This window comes from Flavobacterium proteolyticum (genome assembly GCF_015223105.1).
GTDB lineage: Bacteria > Bacteroidota > Bacteroidia > Flavobacteriales > Flavobacteriaceae > Flavobacterium > Flavobacterium proteolyticum.
Genome location: NZ_JADFTZ010000001.1, coordinates 419,941 through 438,135, shown reverse-complemented (window position 1 = coordinate 438,135; position 18,195 = coordinate 419,941). Strand labels below are relative to the sequence as shown.

At 33.2% G+C, this 18,195-nt stretch carries 12 protein-coding genes and 1 tRNA gene; 9 read left to right on the top strand and 4 right to left on the bottom strand.

Annotated elements, in window-relative coordinates; genetic code table 11:
* Positions 1-76 precede the first annotated feature (76 nt).
* The 3 genes from IM755_RS01865 to IM755_RS01855 all read left to right on the top strand — a co-directional run bounded on the left by IM755_RS01865 (position 77) and on the right by IM755_RS01855 (position 3,336).
* A complete protein-coding gene (locus IM755_RS01865) occupies positions 77-1,609 on the top strand; it encodes a DUF4394 domain-containing protein (protein WP_194093359.1) in 1,533 nt (510 codons plus the stop codon).
* A gap of 128 nt (positions 1,610-1,737) precedes the next feature.
* Complete coding sequence (locus IM755_RS01860; RefSeq protein WP_194093358.1) at positions 1,738-2,964, top strand: metallophosphoesterase; 1,227 nt, start codon at positions 1,738-1,740, stop codon at positions 2,962-2,964.
* A gap of 75 nt (positions 2,965-3,039) precedes the next feature.
* Positions 3,040-3,336: a thioredoxin family protein gene (locus tag IM755_RS01855; protein WP_008256043.1), complete on the top strand. Its 297-nt coding sequence runs from the start codon at positions 3,040-3,042 to the stop codon at positions 3,334-3,336.
* On the opposite strand, the gene IM755_RS01850 is transcribed toward IM755_RS01855, so the two are convergent.
* Both IM755_RS01850 and IM755_RS01845 read right to left on the bottom strand, forming a co-directional pair.
* Positions 3,333-3,971 carry a polysaccharide deacetylase family protein gene (locus tag IM755_RS01850; RefSeq protein ID WP_194093357.1) on the bottom strand — a complete coding sequence of 213 codons (639 nt, stop codon included), beginning with the start codon at positions 3,969-3,971 and terminating at the stop codon, positions 3,333-3,335. The two genes, IM755_RS01855 and IM755_RS01850, sit on opposite strands and share 4 nt — an antisense overlap.
* 76 nt (positions 3,972-4,047) lie before the next feature.
* The gene (locus tag IM755_RS01845) at positions 4,048-7,248 is read right to left on the bottom strand and encodes a glycosyltransferase family 117 protein (RefSeq protein WP_194093356.1); all 3,201 of its coding nucleotides are present in this window, start codon (positions 7,246-7,248) and stop codon (positions 4,048-4,050) included.
* 156 nt (positions 7,249-7,404) lie between these two features.
* Between IM755_RS01845 and IM755_RS01840 the strand changes: the two genes are divergently transcribed.
* Positions 7,405-7,475: transfer RNA gene (locus IM755_RS01840), tRNA-Gln, on the top strand.
* Between the two features lie 119 nt (positions 7,476-7,594).
* Here IM755_RS01840 and IM755_RS01835 read toward each other — a convergent pair.
* Positions 7,595-8,419, bottom strand: coding sequence for a universal stress protein (locus IM755_RS01835; RefSeq protein WP_194093355.1), 825 nt, complete (start codon positions 8,417-8,419; stop codon positions 7,595-7,597).
* A 168-nt stretch (positions 8,420-8,587) separates the two neighbouring features.
* Between IM755_RS01835 and rimP the strand changes: the two genes are divergently transcribed.
* Genes rimP through infB form a run of 3 tightly spaced genes read left to right on the top strand, consistent with a single transcriptional unit; the run spans position 8,588 to position 13,160 of the window.
* Positions 8,588-9,055 carry a ribosome assembly cofactor RimP gene (rimP, locus tag IM755_RS01830; RefSeq protein WP_194094441.1) on the top strand — a complete coding sequence of 156 codons (468 nt, stop codon included), beginning with the start codon at positions 8,588-8,590 and terminating at the stop codon, positions 9,053-9,055.
* A 13-nt stretch (positions 9,056-9,068) separates the two neighbouring features.
* The gene (gene nusA, locus IM755_RS01825; protein WP_194093354.1) at positions 9,069-10,310 is read left to right on the top strand and encodes a transcription termination factor NusA; all 1,242 of its coding nucleotides are present in this window, start codon (positions 9,069-9,071) and stop codon (positions 10,308-10,310) included.
* 48 nt (positions 10,311-10,358) lie between these two features.
* On the top strand, positions 10,359-13,160 hold the full coding sequence (gene infB, locus IM755_RS01820; protein ID WP_194093353.1) for a translation initiation factor IF-2: 2,802 nt from the start codon (positions 10,359-10,361) through the stop codon (positions 13,158-13,160).
* Between the two features lie 61 nt (positions 13,161-13,221).
* Here the strand turns inward: infB and IM755_RS01815 are convergent, their stop codons facing one another.
* On the bottom strand, positions 13,222-13,611 hold the full coding sequence (locus IM755_RS01815; RefSeq protein ID WP_194093352.1) for an SPOR domain-containing protein: 390 nt from the start codon (positions 13,609-13,611) through the stop codon (positions 13,222-13,224).
* 216 nt (positions 13,612-13,827) lie between these two features.
* Here IM755_RS01815 and IM755_RS01810 point away from each other — a divergent pair, with 216 nt between their 5' ends.
* Positions 13,828-15,102 carry a c-type cytochrome gene (locus IM755_RS01810; RefSeq protein ID WP_194093351.1) on the top strand — a complete coding sequence of 425 codons (1,275 nt, stop codon included), beginning with the start codon at positions 13,828-13,830 and terminating at the stop codon, positions 15,100-15,102.
* 32 nt (positions 15,103-15,134) lie between these two features.
* Complete coding sequence (locus IM755_RS01805) at positions 15,135-18,170, top strand: TAT-variant-translocated molybdopterin oxidoreductase (protein ID WP_194093350.1); 3,036 nt, start codon at positions 15,135-15,137, stop codon at positions 18,168-18,170.
* Positions 18,171-18,195 lie beyond the last annotated feature (25 nt).

Genomic DNA, 18,195 nt, shown 5'->3' with positions numbered 1-18,195 from the left:
GTTTATTACAGAAAAAATCTCATAAAATAAAACCATGATTTCATGTTTTTCGTAAGTGAAGAAAAACAAATTAATTATGAGACAAATTTTATTCCCTCTGAAATCAGTTTTACTGATGAGTCTTTTGACAATTTTTGTAGCATGTTCTGATGATGATACTGCTCCAATGCCACAACCAGAACCAACTCCAATGCCTGAAGTGGCTCCTTTGGTAAATTTTACTGCACTAACTAATGATAACAAAATTTACTATTTTAATGCTAGAAATTTGGAAGCTCCTATTCGTAATCTAACAATTACCGGATTACAATCAGGAGAAAACATTTTGAGTATTGATTACAGACCTGCTACAGGTCAATTGTATGGTTTAGGTTCTACTAGCCGTTTGTACATTATTAATGAAACTTCTGGTTTGGCAACTCCAATAGGTGCAGCTTCATTTTCACCACAGATTGAAGGAACTTCAAGTTCAATTGATTTTAATCCAACAGTAGATAGAATTCGCTTAGTTTCTAATAATGGTCAAAATTTAAGATTACATCCAGAGTTGGGAACAGTTGTGGCTACAGATGGTAGTATCAATGGTGTTATGAATACTAAAATTGAAGCAGTTGGTTATACAAACAGTTTTGCGGGAAGTACAGCAACTATGTTGTATGATATTGATTATACTACTGACAAGTTATATCTTCAAAACCCACCAAATAATGGGGCTTTAGAACTTGTAGGGGCTTTAGAAGTAGATTTTGAAGGTGTAGGAGGATTGGATATTTTACCAGATTCCAACTATGCAATGGCAGTGAATAATAAAAATAATGAATCAAGATTATATACAATCAGTTTAATGTCTGGAAAAGCTACTTGGATTGGAACTTTTTCTCAACAAATTGTAGAGGTTGCTTTTAAATCGAAACCAATTGCTTATGCAACATCAACATCAAATATGTTATATAGAATTCATCCAATTCTAGGTTCATCTAATTCAATTGTCTTAACTGGTATGAATGCTAACGAACAAATCGTAGGATTAGATTTCAGACCAGCAAATGGTGCTTTGTATGCAGTTACAAATCAAAGTAGATTGTTAACAATTAATACGGCTAATGGTCAAGTAACGGCTGTAGGTTCTGGGTTGACTCCGGCGCTTTCTGGTACAGATTTTGGTTTTGATTTTAACCCAACAGTGGATAGAATTCGCTTAGTTAGCAATACAGGACAAAACTTACGTTTACACCCAGATTTAGGAACAGTTGTAGCAACTGATGGAAACTTAAATCCAGGAACACCATCAGTAACTGCTGCTGCCTATACTAATAATTTTGCTCTATCAACAGCTACGCAACTTTTTGTAATTGACACTAGTAATAACAATTTATATTTGCAAAATCCACCAAATAATGGAACTTTAGTTTTAGTGGGAAGTTTAGGTGTAACAGCTTCTTCAATTAACGGATTTGATATTGGTGGAAATAGTAATGAAGCCTTCTCAATTTTAACAGTAAATGGTACACAAGCTGTTTATAGAATTAATCTAACAACTGGAGCTGCAACACGTGTTGTGAATTTCTCTCCAACTGTTTCGGCAATGGCTGTTGGCTTAGGATTTTAAAGAGTTTTAGTTATTAATTTCAAAGGCTGTAAATCTTATTAGTTTTACAGCCTTTTTTAATCGTTAAAATTTTAATAAATACGTATCGAATTGACAAAGTTGTAGTTACTTTGCAAAAAAAAGAGCTAATGATTCGTTGGATTGTTTTTTTAGTATTTGTAATCATTCTTGAAATCTATGCTTTTCAGGCATTTAAGACTTTGATAAAATCAAAGTGGTTTTTTGTATTTTATTATGTAACCTCTGCTATTGCCTTAGCATATATTATTTATCAACTATATCATTTTGACAGAAGTGTTGGCCAAACGCCACAAACCATGACGACTTTTGGTTTGTTATTGTTACTTTATGTGCCAAAGTTATTATTGACAATTATTTTATTCGGAGAAGATATTGTTCGTTTTTTTGTGGGTTTATTTTCTTTGGTTAACAGTGATTCAGAAGGTTTTTTGCCAGAAAGAAGGCGTTTTGTGAGTCAGATTGCTTTAGGAATAGCGGCTATTCCGTTTGCTTCTTTTTTATACGGAATTACCATTGGAAAATATAATTACAAAGTAATCAGACAAACGCTTTTTTTTCCTGATTTGCCAGATGCTTTTGATGGAACAACGATTACACATATTTCGGATGTTCACAGTGGAAGTTTTGATGATGCAGAAAAAATTCAATATGCAATTGATTTGATTAATGAACAAAATTCGGATATGGTTTTGTTTACGGGTGATATTGTGAATACTCATGCTACCGAAATGGATCCATGGATTGATACGTTCAAAGGAATTCATAATCCTAAATATGGAAAATTTTCTGTTTTAGGAAATCATGACTATGGGGAATATGTAGATTGGCCATCAAAAAAAGATAAGGTTCAAAACTTTGAAAATATCAAATCGATTCATAATAAAATTGATTTTAAATTGTTGTTAAACGAACATGTGAAAATCAAAAAAGACAATCAAGAATTGGCAATCGTTGGAGTTGAAAACTGGGGAAGAAAATTTGGTGAACGTGGCGATTTAAATTTAGCTTCTAAAGGTTTGTCTAAAGAAGATTTCAAAATTGTAATGAGTCATGATCCGAGTCATTGGGATGAGAAAATTCAGCACGATGACAATCATTATCATTTAACATTATCAGGACATACACACGGATTCCAATTTGGGATAGAAATACCAGGTTGGGTAAAATGGAGTCCAGTACAATATGTTTACAAACAATGGGCAGGATTGTATGAAAATGCTGGAAGATATATTTATGTAAATCGTGGTTTTGGCTTTCATGCTTATCCTGGTAGGGTAGGAATTATGCCCGAAATAACGGTTATTGAACTAAAAAAAGGAGAAAAAGTAGCATAATTCAGTAAAAATGCTACATTTGTATATTATTTTCGTGTGAAAATTAATATTTTTGATACTAATAAATTGCAATTTATGTCAAAATTTGGAGAACTTATCGATGCTCAAGTACCTGTACTAATCGATTTTTTTACAGAGTGGAATGAACCTTCAGTAGCTATGAATGAAGTAATTCGTCATGTTGCGGCTGCTTTAGGAGACAAGGCTCGTGTAATTAAAATTGATGTGGATAAAAATCAGGAATTAGCCGATGCGCTTCGTATTAAAGGTTTGCCTACTTTAATGATTTACAAAGAAGGTCAAATGGTATGGAGACAAAGTGGCGAACTTGATGCCAACACTTTAATTTCGTTAGTGCAAGAACAAGCCTAAGAAATTACATCAAAAACAAACCCCTTATCTTTTAAAATTTGTATTGCTTTAGGCAATGCATATTTCAGATTTTTTTCTGCTTTTAAGCTATCGTGAAATACGATAATGCTTCCTTGTTGTGTATTTGAAATTACATTCTCTAAACATTTTTCTGCAGAAATGTTTGAGTCGAAATCATAACTTAACACATCCCACATAATTATTTTGTACCCTAAATTTCGAATTGCTTTTGATTGACTTGGTTTAATTTTTCCGTAAGGAGGACGAAATAGAAAAGAGTGTTCAGTGTTCAATTTTAAGTGTTCAGTTTTACACAATTTGAAATTTTCGATATACTGATTAGTTTCAGTTTTCCAACCGTTTAAATGATTGAAAGTGTGATTTCCGGTTTGGTGACCTTCAGCAAGTATTCTTTTATAAATTGCTGGATGTTTCTGGATGTTATCACCTATACAAAAGAAAGTGGCTTTTATGTCTTCCGATTTTAAAATATCTAAAACCCATTCAGTAACTTCAGGGATTGGGCCATCATCAAAGGTTAAATAGATTTTTTTCTCTAAATTTGGAATATCCCAAACCAGATTATTGAAAATCTTTTTGATCCATTTATTTGTTTTTATCCAGTTGAAGTTCATGTTGTAAAATTAGCATAAAAAAAATGTTCCAAGCGAAATTTCTTTCACTTGGAACATTTTGTGTTTTAGAAATTAGTTATTCCATTTCTCTGCCAAAACGTTGGAACATTTTATTGAAATTATTGAACTTTACTTTCTCTTTGTTATAAAATTCTAAATCATTAGCATCTTTTGATGCTTGAAGTAAACTTCTATATTGTTCAATTGTAGTAACAATATCCATAGCGCCAAAGTTTTGCTCGCTAGGTTTCCAACTGTTGTAAAAAGTTAGGTTTTCCTGATATTTTTTAATTACTTCAGAAATAATTTCTCTAGCTTTTTCTTTTTTACCAACTTCGTAATATCCCATTGCAAAAGGTTCTAACATAGAATAATATTCGAAATATTTAACAGGCATTTTTTCCATTGCTAAATCAATTACTTTTTCAGCTTTATCCTTTTTGCCTTCTATAATTAAGGTTTCCATCAAACGAGCCAAATTAGTTCTATAACTAATACTGTTTTTACGTGTTTCAGGATCGTGATAGATAATTGGTTTTCCGCTATTGCCCCAATCCCATTTCATTACAATATTGTACATTTTTTCAGAATCAATTTGTCCCATTTTCATTGGGCTTGGTGATTCTGCAGGAGTTTTAATAGGAACTAGTTTAAAGCACATACCATCTAATTGAAGGTAATCTTTCATCCAAAGATAATCGTCTTCACCAAAACTTCCACCTGTAAAATAAATAGGACGTTTCCAATTATTTTGATTTACGATGTCAAGCATCATCAAACGATTTTTGTAAAGCGCGTCATCTTTAATTTCAAATTCTATTGCCGGAACAATTGAATCATAGAATTTTTCTGAAACTGCTTTATTTTTTATTACCGCTGCTTTATCGATAGGGTAAATTACTTTTTTAGATGGAAAATAATTGATTTTACGACCATTATTCAATTCGATTTTAGCTCTTTCATCGTCTAAAGCAATGAATTTAAGCATTTCGTCTAATAATAAAGGTTCTTTAGTTCTTTCTACGAATAAACTATAATCTCTATTACTTCCTTTGTATTGTTCTCTGTTAAATGAACTTGGAATTGGTTCAGAATTATGCGTTTTCATTTTCATTTGATCAATATACCAGTCGGTCATGAACAAACTTGTGTTTACGATTCGGATGTCAGTTCTATATCCTTCAATTTCTTGCATGTACCAAAGAGGGAATGTGTCGTTATCGCCAATTGTAAATAAAATAGCATTAGGCTCACAAGAATCTAAATAAGCCTTAGCCATTGTTAAAGCAGTGTCTTTATTAGAACGATCATGATCGTCCCAGTTTTGTGACGCTAACACTACTGGTGAGGCTAATAAAGAAAGAACTAATACAACTGGAATAGCAATTTTAGGTTGAATGTATTTTTTCAAAGAATCAAAAATAGCATAAATACCATAAGCAATCCACATAGCAAATACATAAAACGAACCTACTAAAGCGTAATCTCTTTCTCTTGGTTCAAAAGGTCTTTCGTTTAAGTATATTTTTAAAGCTAAGCCTGTAAATAAAAATAATGTAAGTAAGACATAAAAACTTTTAATATCTCTTTTTGCATGGAATACCATTCCTATAATAGCTAAAATAAAAGGTAAGAAGAAATAGGTGTTTCTTCCTTTGTTATTTGCCATATCAGATGGGAGATTTTTTTGAGTTCCAATGAACATTTCATCAATAAAATTAATGCCACTTAACCAATTACCATTGGTGTTATCGTATTTCCCTTGTTCATCGCTTTGTCTACCCACAAAATTCCAAAGTAGATAGCGCACATACATATATCCAAATTGGTATTGCACCATAAACTTCATGTTGTTGAAGAAAGTAGGTTTGTCTACAATTAAATATTCGCCATATCCTTTTAAAAATTTATCATAGTCTTTTTCGTCAACTTCTCCCGCATCATAAGCTTTTCTAAATTGGGTTACGATATTGACTAATTCGTCTTCGTGAGCGTATTCTGGATTTATTCTGAATTCTAAAGGTTCAGTAAAAATCATATAATTTTCATTATGCTCGCTACTCCACATTCTAGGCAATATGGCTTTGTGTGCATCATCTGTATTTTGCTTAGCATTGATGTAATCGTTTGTGATGATGTATTTTTTTGTTTTGTAATCACGTTCGTAATTAGGTTTGTCGTCTAAATACGGAGTAACAGGGTCTAAGCCTGAATAAGTATCTGAAAATTGAGGTCCGTAGAATAATTTTTGTTCCCCATATTGCTCACGATTGTAGTACGCTAAAACCTCTGCAGCATCAGAAGGTTTATTTTCGTTAATAGGTGTATTGGCGTTGGCACGGATAGGTAACATCATCCAAGTCGAAAAACCAATCAAAATGAAAAGTGTTGCTAATATTAAAGTATTATAAAAAACGTGCCCTTTTTTCTTGGTATAATTTAATCCGAAGTAAAAAACTGCAATAATTAGAATAAAAGCAAAAATAGTACCTGAGTTAAAAGGCATCCCAAGGCTATTCACCATAAAAATTTCAGTTTTACCAAAGAAAGCTAACGTATATGGGAGTAATAATTTAAAAATAAAAAGTAGAATAGCGATAATAACTACATTAGCTATTAAGAAGCTTTTTAAAGTTACATTGTTATATTTTTTAAAGAAATATAAGAATCCAATTGCAGGAAAAGCTAATAAGGCCATAAAGTGAACTCCAAATGAAAGTCCGATTACCAATGAAATAATCAATAACCATTTATTTCCACGAGGTGTATTAATTTCTTGTTCCCAACGTAATCCTAACCAAAATAGTAATGCAATTAAAAATGTTGCCATGGCATAAACTTCGGCCTCCACTGCATTGTACCAAAAACTATCAGTAAAAGTAAATGATAAAGTTGCAACAGCGGCACTGCCTAAAATCATGACAGCATTATTTGTTGAAATTTCTTTTTCACCTACGATTACTTTTTTCAACAAGATAGTTAATGACCAAAACATGAAAAGCACTGTAAAAGCACTTGAAAATACAGAAAGATAGTTCACCATTAAGGCTATTTTATCTGGACTAAACGCAAACATAGCGAAGAAAGCACCTAACATTTGGAATAACGGAGCTCCTGGTGGATGTCCCACTTCTAAGTTAGCCGATGTTGCAATGTATTCACCACAATCCCAAAAACTCAAGGTTGGTTCTACTGTTAATGAATAAGTAATTAAAGCTACCATAAAAGTAGACCAGCCTAAAATGGTGTTCCACTTTTTAAAGTTGAATGAATTCATATTGTTTTTTGGTTTTTCTATATTCTCCTACAAAGAAACTATTTTTTTGTTTATAATATTAGTTAATTATTTTTTTTAATATTTTTTTTAGAAAAATTTGCAGAATAAAAAATATGTTCTACATTTGCACTCGCAATCGAAAAGGTTGTTAGGTATTGGCCTATGGTGTAATGGTAACACTCCGGTTTTTGGTACCGTCATTCAAGGTTCGAGTCCTTGTGGGCCAACAAAACTCCGCTTATCTTAGGCGGAGTTTTTTTATGTTCATATGTGTCTGATTTGGAGTGTTATAAAATATAAAAAAGACCGCTTCAAAGCGGTCTTTTTTATAGTAAAAATCTTGAAATTAGATTTTAAAGGTGATAACTGGTCTTTTGGCGTGATTTACCAAATCTTCGCTAATGCTTCCATTGAAGAAGTGTGATAGACCTTTTCTTCCGTGTGTGCTCATTCCAATAATGTCTGCATCAATGCTTTTTGCAAAATGTAAGATACCTTTTTCAACATTAACATCGTTATAAATATGTGTTGAGTAATTGTCGATTTTAAAGTTAGCAATAAACTCATCCATTTGTTTTTGAGCTACTTTAGTAGATTTGAAATTGTTTGGAGTGTTGATATTGGCTAAATAAAGATGAGATCCAAATTTGTTAACAAATTCTACAACTTTTTCAAACGGTTTTTTAATTTCGTCAGAAAAATCAGAAGCGAATACGAATTTGGATGCGTTAAAAGTATCTTCTTCTCTTTTTATAACTAGTACTGGAACCTCAGAATTTCTTACTACTTTTTCAGTGTTTGATCCAATAAACATTTCTTGGAAACCATTTGCTCCATGAGATCCCATAACAATTAAATCTGCATTATGAGCTTCTCCATTTTTAATAATTCCTTCAAAAGCCATTTCGAATTGAATAATTCTTGAAATTTTTACGCCATCTAAATAATCGGCATCCATTAATTCATCAAGTTTTGCTACGGCTGCATTTTTAAAGAACATTAATTCTGGAATATCGTGAGCTCTTGAAACAGCATCGTTACCTGTAGTTGGTAGTTCTAACATGTGTAGTAAAAAAATCTCTCCGTCATTTTTTTTGGCGATTTGTGCTGCAACTTTTAATGCGTATTCTGCGTGTTTTGAAAAATCGGTTGGTACTAAAATTCGTTTCATAAGTTTGTTTTAGGTTATTTTAATGATGTAAAATGAATTACACTATAAAAGTACAAAAAATATCCAAACTGACAATGTTTTTTAATTCAAAAAAAATTGTATATTTGCAACGTTATTAAAGAACAAAGGATTATGAGGCACGCACAGCGTGCCTCTTTTTATAAAAATATGACATTTAAAAGTAAAGTTCAGGAAGTATTGGATGCAGCATTGGCGGAACGTGAGCATCTTTTTTTAATTGATTTGTCTATCAATGAAGCTAATAAAATTAGTGTAATTTTAGATGGTGATTCAGGTGTTAATTTACAAGATTGTATTGACGTAAGTAGAGCAGTTGAGAATAATTTGGATAGAGAAGAGCAAGATTTCTCATTAGAAGTTGCTTCAGCAGGCGTTTCAAGTCCGTTAAAATTAGTAAGACAATACAAGAAAAATATTGGAAGAACTTTGAAGGTTAAAACTATTTCGTCAGAAGAGGTTGAGGCTAAATTATCATTCGCTGATGATGTAAAGATAATTTTAGAATGGCAGGCACGTGAGCCAAAAAAAATAGGTAAAGGAAAAGAAACGGTTGATAAGAAGCTGGAAATTCCTTACGAGAGTATAAAAGAAGCAATTGTTATAATATCATTTTAAATAAAGAGTTGACATGGAGAATATTGCATTAATCGAATCGTTTTCAGAATTTAAAGACGATAAACTCATTGATAGAGTTACACTAATGGCAATTTTAGAAGATGTATTTAGAAATGCATTGAAAAAGAAATATGGATCAGACGATAACTTTGATATCATCATTAATCCTGACAAAGGGGATATGGAGATTTGGAGAAATCGTGTTGTTGTAGAAGATGGTGAAGTAGAAGATCCAAATTCTGAAATTTCTTTGTCTGAAGCAAGAAGAATTGAGCCTGATTTTGAAGTAGGTGAAGACGTTTCAGAGGAGGTGAAATTAATTCAATTGGGAAGAAGGGCTATTTTGGCATTACGTCAAAACTTAATTTCTAAGATTCATGAACACGATAATACAAATCTTTATAAACAATTTAAAGATTTGATAGGTGATATTTATACAGCAGAAGTGCATCATGTTCGTCCAAAAGCTGTAATTTTGATGGACGATGAAGGAAATGAAATTGTTTTACCAAAAGAAAAACAAATTCCAAATGATTATTTCAAAAAAGGCGATAATGTTAGAGGTGTAATCGAGAATGTTGAATTGAAAGGGAATAAACCTCAAATTATCATGTCGAGAACGGCTCCTGAATTCCTTGAGAAATTATTTGAACAAGAAATTCCTGAAGTATTTGATGGTTTAATTACAATCAAAAAAGTAGTTCGTATTCCTGGTGAAAAAGCGAAAGTAGCAGTAGATTCTTATGATGATAGAATTGACCCTGTAGGAGCTTGTGTAGGAATGAAAGGTTCTCGTATTCATGGTATTGTTCGTGAGTTAGGAAATGAAAATATCGATGTAATTAATTATACAACTAATACTCAATTATATATAACAAGAGCATTAAGTCCTGCAAAAGTTTCTACAGTTAAAATTAACGAAGAAGCTAAAACAGCAGAAGTGTTCTTAAAAATTGAAGAAGTTTCTAAAGCTATTGGTAGAGGAGGAAATAACATTAAATTAGCAAGTTTGTTAACAGGTTATGAAATTGATGTTATAAGAGAAGGTGTTGCACAAGAAGAAGATGACGTAGAATTAAGAGAGTTCTCAGATGAAATTGAAGCTTGGGTAATTGAAGAATTTGAAAAAATCGGTTTAGATACAGCTAGAAGCGTATTAAATCAAGATGTTGCTGACTTGGTAAGAAGAACAGATCTTGAAGAGGAAACTATTTTAGATGTAATTAATATATTAAAAGAAGAATTAGAAGGATAATTCTTAAACCAAACAACACACAACATAATAGAATTTTAAAAAGGTTATATGTCTGAAGAAAGAGTAATAAGAATAAACAAAATTTTAAGGGAGTTAAATATTTCTCTTGATAGAGCTGTGGATTTTCTAAAAGAAAAGGGTCATGAAATTGAGTCAAGTCCAAATGCTAAAATATCTCAAGAGGAGTATCAAGTCTTATGTGGTCAATTTTCTGCTGACAAAGGGAATAAGGTAGCCTCTCTTGAAGTAAGTGAAGAAAAAAGAAAAGAGAAGGAAGCACTTAAACGTGAACTTGAAAAAGAACAAGAGGCAAAGCGTTTGCAGGAAGAAGAGCGTCAAAGACAAGAGGTTATCAAAGCTAAGGCCGTTTTATCAGGTCCAAAAGCTATTGGTAAAATCGATTTAGATCCTAAAAAACCAGAAGTTAAATCTGAAAAGCCAATTTCTGAAGAAAAACCTGTAGTGGCAGTTGAAAAGGTAGTAGAGGAAAAAGTTTCTGAACTTGTCAAAGCCGAAATTAAAACCGAAATTCAAGAGGTTAAAAAGCCTGAAATTGTTAAACCAGTTAAAGAGGTTGAAGTTAAATCTGAAACTTCATCTGAAGAAGCAGTTGAGGAAAAAATCGAAACACAATATCAAAAGTTATCAGGGGCTACTTTCACTGGTCAGAAAATTGATTTATCTCAATTTGATAAACCAAAAAAGAAAAAAGAAGATCCTAAAAAAGATTTTAAAAAGCCTGGAACTCCTCAAGCGCCGAATGCAGGTGGGGCGAATGCTGCTAACAACAATAAAAACAAACGTAAGCGTATTGTTAAACCAGGTACGCCAGGAACTCCTGGAGCCAATAATAATGCGGGTGGTCCAAAAAAAGAGTTTGTAAAAGGTAATGGAGCTGGAGGTTTTAACAAAGGAAAAAAACCAATTATTCAAAAGGTAGAGCCTTCTGAAGAAGACGTTAAAAACCAAATTAAAGAAACTCTCGAAAGATTACAAGGTAAAGGGAATAAATCAAAATCGGCAAAATATCGTAGAGATAAAAGAGATTCGCACCGACAACGTGTAGATGACGAATTACAAGCACAAGAAGAAGGAAGCAAAACTTTAAAAGTAACTGAGTTTGTTACCGTAGGTGAAATTGCTGCTTTAATGGATGTGCCAATTACTAAGGTTATTGGAACATGTATGTCGCTTGGAATTATGGTAACAATGAACCAGCGTTTAGATGCTGAGACTTTGTCAATTGTGGCTGATGAGTTTGGATATGAAGTGGAATTTATCACTACTGATATTGAAGAAGCTGCTGAAGTAATTCAAGATAATCCTGAAGATTTAGTTCATAGAGCGCCAATTGTTACCGTAATGGGTCACGTTGACCACGGTAAAACCTCATTATTGGATTACATTCGTAAAGCAAATGTTATTGCTGGTGAGTCAGGAGGAATTACACAACACATTGGAGCTTACGGGGTAATCTTAGAAAATGGCGAAAAAATCACATTCTTAGATACACCAGGTCACGAAGCGTTTACAGCGATGCGTGCTCGTGGGGCTCAAGTTACCGATATTGCCATTATCGTAGTTGCTGCCGATGATGAAATCATGCCACAAACAAAAGAGGCAATTAGTCACGCGCAAGCGGCGGGTGTGCCAATGATTTTTGCTATTAATAAAGTGGATAAGCCTACAGCAAATCCAGAAAAAATTAAAGAGCAATTAGCAGGTATGAACTTATTGGTTGAAGATTGGGGTGGAAAATATCAATCTCAAGACATTTCGGCTAAATTTGGTCAAGGAGTACCTGAATTATTAGAGAAAGTATTGTTAGAGGCTGAAATTTTAGAATTAAAAGCCAATCCAAATAAACCAGCTTTAGGAACTGTAGTAGAAGCTCAGTTAGATAAAGGTAGAGGTTATGTTTCAACTATTTTAGTTCAAGCAGGAACTTTAAAAGTGGGTGATTATGTATTAGCTGGAAAAAATCATGGTAAGATTAGAGCCATGTTTGATGAAAGAGGTCACCAAATTAAAACGGCTGGACCATCAACTCCGGTATCTGTTTTAGGATTGGATGGCGCACCAACAGCGGGTGATAAATTCAATGTTTACGAAGACGAAAGAGAAGCAAAACAAATTGCAGCTAAACGTACACAACTACAACGTGAACAATCGGTTCGTACTCAAAAGCATATTACGCTTGCCGAAATTGGTCGTCGTATTGCTTTAGGTCAGTTTAAAGAATTGAATATTATTCTTAAAGGAGATGTGGACGGTTCTGTAGAAGCATTATCGGATTCATTCTCTAAATTATCTACTGAGGAAATCCAAATTAATATTATTCATAAAGGTGTTGGAGCTATTACAGAATCTGATGTATTGTTAGCTTCTGCTTCAGATGCGATTATTATCGGATTTAACGTTCGTCCGCAAGGAAATGCAAAACAATTAGCTGAAAAAGAAGAAATCGATATCCGTAACTATTCAATTATTTACGATGCAATTGATGACTTGAAAGATGCTATGGAAGGAATGTTGTCTCCGGAAATGAAAGAGGAAATTACCGGTACTGCGGAGATTAGAGAATTGTTTAAAGTGTCTAAAGTAGGAACTATTGCAGGATGTATGGTTACAGATGGTAAAATATTCAGAAATTCTAAGATTCGATTAATTAGAGAAGGAGTTGTAATTTACACAGGTGAATTAGCTACCTTAAAACGTTTCAAAGACGACGTGAAAGAAGTTTCAAAAGGATATGATTGTGGTATGCAGATTAAAAATTACAACGATATTCGTGAGTATGATTTAATCGAAGGATTCCATGAAGTAGAGGTTAAGAAAAAATTGAAATAATTCAATTGTAATCAATAAAAAAAGCCATTCAAAAGAATGGCTTTTTTGTTTTTATCTATTTTTAATTAGTTGGTTTTATAATTAATGCTGTTGGATATTTTTTCTTAATATCTAAGATTGCGCGTTCAACTTCAATTCTTGTTTTGAAATTTCCAATCCATACTTTATAATTTGGGCTATTAAAAATGATGGTACCATCAAGGTCTTTAAATTCTTTTTTAAATTCTTGCAATTTCTTTTTTGATTCTTCACTATTACCATAAAAAATCTGGATTTTGTATCCTTCATTTAGAAATAAACCAGTGTTTAATTTTCTTTTTTCTTTCAGTAATTGGTCTATTTTTGGGTCAACAGAAATATTTGTTTTGCCATCTTGTCCATTAGTTCTAAAACAGAATAAAGATGATAGAATAAAGAAGTACAATAAGTTATGTTTTGATAAGTTTTTCATATACAAATGATTTTAATACAAAAATACAATTTAAGACGAGAATAAGACACTTGAATATTATTTAGAACAAATATAAATTACATTTTAAGATAAAATTAAGGTTTTAATAATAGTTCGAATATTGTATTTTTGTCGGAGTTTTGAAAAAATAACGTGTTGTTTTTAGATAAGGTATATCTAAAAGTATACCAAATTAAGTCGATAATCATTTTAAATATGAAAAAGGTGGGTAACCATAAATCGTTTTCAAAGATTTTCTTCAGTGTAGCATTCGTGCTAGTAACTTCTTTATCTGTATTCTCTCAGGATGCGGCAAAGGGTAAGGAATTATTTAATACCAATTGTGCAGCATGTCATAAATTAGATGCAAAAGCTACGGGGCCAGCTCTTCGTGGAGTTGAGGCTAAGTATGACAAAGAATGGTTGTATAAGTGGGTAAAGAATAGTGGGGAATTAATCAAGTCAGGAGATGCGCAAGCTGTAAAAGTTTTTGAAGAGAACAATAAAGTTCCAATGACTGCATTTCCACAATTGTCAAATGAGGATATTGACAATATTATTGCGTACACTTCTGAGCCTGCTCCTGCTGCACCTGCTGCGGTTCCTGGTGCTGCTCCGGTTGCTACTGATGCGGCTGCTGATTCAGGTGTTTCTAATAATGTAATATTAGGAGTGCTTTCATTAGTGATGATGATGTTAGTTGTAATGTTGTTCTTGGTTAACAATATGTTGACTAAAATCGCTAGTGCTAAAGGATTAGAAGTTGAACAAAAAGATCGTTCATTGATGAATGTGTTCAGAGCATATGCTAAAAATCAGTTTTTAGTATTAGTTTCTGTTATTGTCTTGTTGTTGGTTTCTGCTTACTTTGCATACGGTTGGATGATGCAAATTGGAGTGGATCAAGGATATGAGCCAGTACAACCAATTCATTATTCACACAGAATTCACGCTGGTGAAAACGGAATTGATTGTAAATACTGTCACTCTGCTGCAAGAGTTAGTAAGCATTCTAATATTCCTTCGTTGAATGTTTGTATGAACTGTCACAAAAACATTAGCGAAGTGGCTGAAACTACTGCAACTGAAGAGCATTCTAAAGCTTTTTACGATGGTGAAATTGCTAAATTATATGAAGCAGTTGGATGGGATAAGTCATTACAAAAATATACAGGAAAAACTAAACCAGTTAAATGGGTTAGAATTCATAATTTACCAGATCACGTTTATTTCAACCACTCACAACACGTAACTGTTGCTGGAGTTGAGTGTCAAACTTGTCACGGTCCAGTTGAAGAAATGGAGATCATGAAACAACATGCTCCGTTAACAATGGGATGGTGTATTAACTGTCACAGAGAAACAAATGTGAAAGTAGAAGATAATGCTTACTACAAAAAAATCCATGAAGAACTTTCTAAAAAATACGGAGTATCTCAGTTAACTGCTGCTCAAATGGGAGGTTTAGAATGTGGTAAATGTCACTATTAATAAAATAATTTAAGAAGCTAATATACTATACAATGGCATCAAACAAAAAATACTGGAAAAGTGTTGAAGAGCTAAACGAAAATAGCTCTATTGTTGAGACGCTAAGAAACAACGAGTTTGTGGAACCAATTCCAGTTGACCAATTTTTAGGAGATAAAGAATCTTTATCTTCTTCGTCAACTACTCGTCGTGACTTTTTAAAATATGTTGGATTTAGCACGGCTGCAGCTTCATTGGCGGCTTGTGAAGGTCCTGTTGTAAAGTCAATTCCTTACGTAGTTCAACCAGAAGAAATTATTCCTGGTGTTGCTGATTATTATGCAACAACGATGGCTGATGGTTTTGATTTCGCTAATATTTTAATCAAAACTCGTGAGGGTCGTCCTATTAAAGTAGAGAACAATAATTTAGAAGGAGCAAAAACTGGAGCTAATGCAAGAGTTCATGCTTCTGTTCTTTCATTATATGATAGTTTGCGTTTGAAACAACCTAAAATTGCAGGTAAAGATGCAACTTGGGCTGATGTAAACACTAAAGTTAAAGCTAGTTTAGAAGATGCTAAAGCAAAAGGTGGAAATGTAGTGGTGTTAACAAACACTATGGCTAGTCCTTCAACTGATGCTTTAATCGCTTCTTTAGTTGCTAAATATCCAACAACAAAGCATGTTGTTTATGATGCAGTTTCTGAATCAAACGCTTTAGATGCTTTTCAAGCAGTTTACGGTGTAAGAGCTTTAGCTAATTATGATTTTTCAAAAGCAGATGTTATCGTTTCTGTTGGTGCAGATTTCTTAGGAGATTGGCAAGGAGGAGGTTTTGATGCAGGATATGCTCAAGGTCGTATTCCTAAAAACGGAATGATGTCTAAACATATTCAAATTGAATCTAACATGTCTTTAGCAGGTGCTAATGCAGATGTTAGAATTCCAATGACAGTTGCGCAACAAAAACAAGCTCTAGCTGATTTATATTATGCCGTTGTTAATGGTGCTCAACCTAAAAATGCTCAAATCGCTAAAGCAGCTAAACAACTTACAAGTGCTAAAAGTAAAGGTGTAGTTGTAACTGGTTTAGATGATGTAAATGCACAATTAGTAGTTTTAGCTATTAACAATGCATTACAATCTGCAGCTTTCAATCCTTCTGATGCTATCCTTACTAGAAAAGGAGATGCAAAAGCGGTTGCTCAATTAGTAGCAGATATGAAAGCTGGAAAAGTTCATACATTAATTATGAATGGAGTTAATCCGGCTTATACTTTAGCAAATTCTAAAGATTTCGTTGCGGCTTTAAAATCTGTTAAACTTTCAGTTGCTTTCTCTATGAAAGAAGATGAAACTTCAAGTTTAACTACAATTGCTGCTGCAGCTCCTCATTATTTAGAGTCTTGGGGTGATGTTACAATTACTAGAGGTAATTACAGCATCATGCAACCAACGATTCGTCCTTTATTCAATACAAAACAGTTCCAAGAGGCTTTATTAACTTGGACAGACAATACAGTTACTTATTATGATTTCTTAAAATCTTTCTCTGCTACTTCTCTAGCTGGAAAATCTTGGAATCAAGCAGTTCATGATGGTTTTGTTGCTTCTGTAGCAAGTCCATTATCTGCAGCTTCTGCTGATTATGCTTCGGCAGCTTCAGCTTTAGCACAAGCAAAATCTTCAAATTTCGATTTAGTATTATATTCTAAAGTTGGAATGGGAGATGGTCAACAAGCAAACAATCCTTGGTTACAAGAATTCCCAGATCCTATTACAAGAGTTTCTTGGGATAACTACGTAACTATGTCTAAAGCAGATGCTGAGGCAAATGGATTCAAGAACTGGAATGTAGCTAACGGAGGTTTAAACGGAAGTTATGCAACTATTAAAGTAGGAAATGCTACTTTAGAAAATGTACCAGTTATTATTCAACCAGGTCAAGCAAAAGGAACTTTAGGTTTAGCTTTTGGATATGGTAAAAAATTAGGATTAAAAGAAGAGATGCAAGTAGGTGTTAATGCTTATGCTTTATACGCTAACTTAAACTCAAATCAATCTGCTACTATTACTGTTGCTGATGGAGAGCATGAATTTGCTTGTGTTCAGTTACAAAAAACATTAATGGGTAGAGGTGATATTATCAAAGAAACTACATTAGAAGTTTTCAATACTCAAAAAGCGGAAGTTTGGAACCCAGTTCCAATGGTATCTTTAGATCACAAACCAACAGCTGCTACAGAAGTTGATTTATGGGATTCTTTCGATCGTTCTACAGGTCACCACTTTAACTTATCTATTGATTTAAATGCTTGTACAGGATGTGGAGCTTGTGTTATCGCATGTCACGCTGAAAATAATGTACCTGTTGTTGGTAAATCTGAGGTTAGAAGAAGTAGAGATATGCACTGGTTACGTATCGACAGATATTATTCTTCTAAAGAGACTTTTGCAGGTGATATTGAATTAAAAGAATCTGCTGCTGGATTAATGAATTCTATCGATACTTTCTCAAGTATGGAAGATCCTTCAGAAAATCCTCAAATAGCTTTCCAACCTGTAATGTGTCAGCACTGTAATCACGCTCCTTGTGAGACAGTATGTCCAGTAGCTGCAACATCTCATGGTAGAGAAGGTCAAAACCACATGGCATACAACAGATGTGTTGGTACTCGTTACTGTGCTAACAACTGTCCATACAAAGTAAGACGTTTCAACTGGTTCTTATATAACAAAAATAGCGAGTTTGATTATCACATGAATGATGATTTAGGTCGTATGGTTATCAATCCAGATGTAAATGTACGTTCTCGTGGAGTTATGGAGAAATGTTCTATGTGTATCCAAATGACTCAAGCAGTTAAATTAAAAGCAAAACGTGAAGGTAGAGCAGTAGGTAAGGATGAATTCCAAACAGCTTGTTCTGCAGCTTGTTCAAGTGGTGCTATGAAATTTGGAGATATCAATGATTCAGAATCAGATGTAGCTAAATTAGTAGAATCTGATAGAATGTATCATTTATTAGAGCACATCGGAACAAAACCAAACGTGATGTACCACGTGAAAGTTAGAAACGATAAATAAGTATTAATTAAAGAAACAATATAAA

Excerpts from the sequence above, each read along its gene's own strand:
- nusA (WP_194093354.1), top strand. The coding sequence starts at position 9,069 with ATGGAGAATATTGCATTAATCGAATCGTTTTCAGAATTTAAAGACGAT.
- IM755_RS01855 (WP_008256043.1), top strand. The coding sequence starts at position 3,040 with ATGTCAAAATTTGGAGAACTTATCGATGCTCAAGTACCTGTACTAATC.
- IM755_RS01850 (WP_194093357.1), bottom strand. The coding sequence starts at position 3,971 with ATGAACTTCAACTGGATAAAAACAAATAAATGGATCAAAAAGATTTTC.
- IM755_RS01845 (WP_194093356.1), bottom strand. The coding sequence starts at position 7,248 with ATGAATTCATTCAACTTTAAAAAGTGGAACACCATTTTAGGCTGGTCT.
- IM755_RS01805 (WP_194093350.1), top strand. The coding sequence starts at position 15,135 with ATGGCATCAAACAAAAAATACTGGAAAAGTGTTGAAGAGCTAAACGAA.
- IM755_RS01865 (WP_194093359.1), top strand. The coding sequence starts at position 77 with ATGAGACAAATTTTATTCCCTCTGAAATCAGTTTTACTGATGAGTCTT.
- IM755_RS01860 (WP_194093358.1), top strand. The coding sequence starts at position 1,738 with ATGATTCGTTGGATTGTTTTTTTAGTATTTGTAATCATTCTTGAAATC.
- infB (WP_194093353.1), top strand. The coding sequence starts at position 10,359 with ATGTCTGAAGAAAGAGTAATAAGAATAAACAAAATTTTAAGGGAGTTA.
- IM755_RS01815 (WP_194093352.1), bottom strand. The coding sequence starts at position 13,611 with ATGAAAAACTTATCAAAACATAACTTATTGTACTTCTTTATTCTATCA.
- rimP (WP_194094441.1), top strand. The coding sequence starts at position 8,588 with ATGACATTTAAAAGTAAAGTTCAGGAAGTATTGGATGCAGCATTGGCG.
- IM755_RS01835 (WP_194093355.1), bottom strand. The coding sequence starts at position 8,419 with ATGAAACGAATTTTAGTACCAACCGATTTTTCAAAACACGCAGAATAC.
- IM755_RS01810 (WP_194093351.1), top strand. The coding sequence starts at position 13,828 with ATGAAAAAGGTGGGTAACCATAAATCGTTTTCAAAGATTTTCTTCAGT.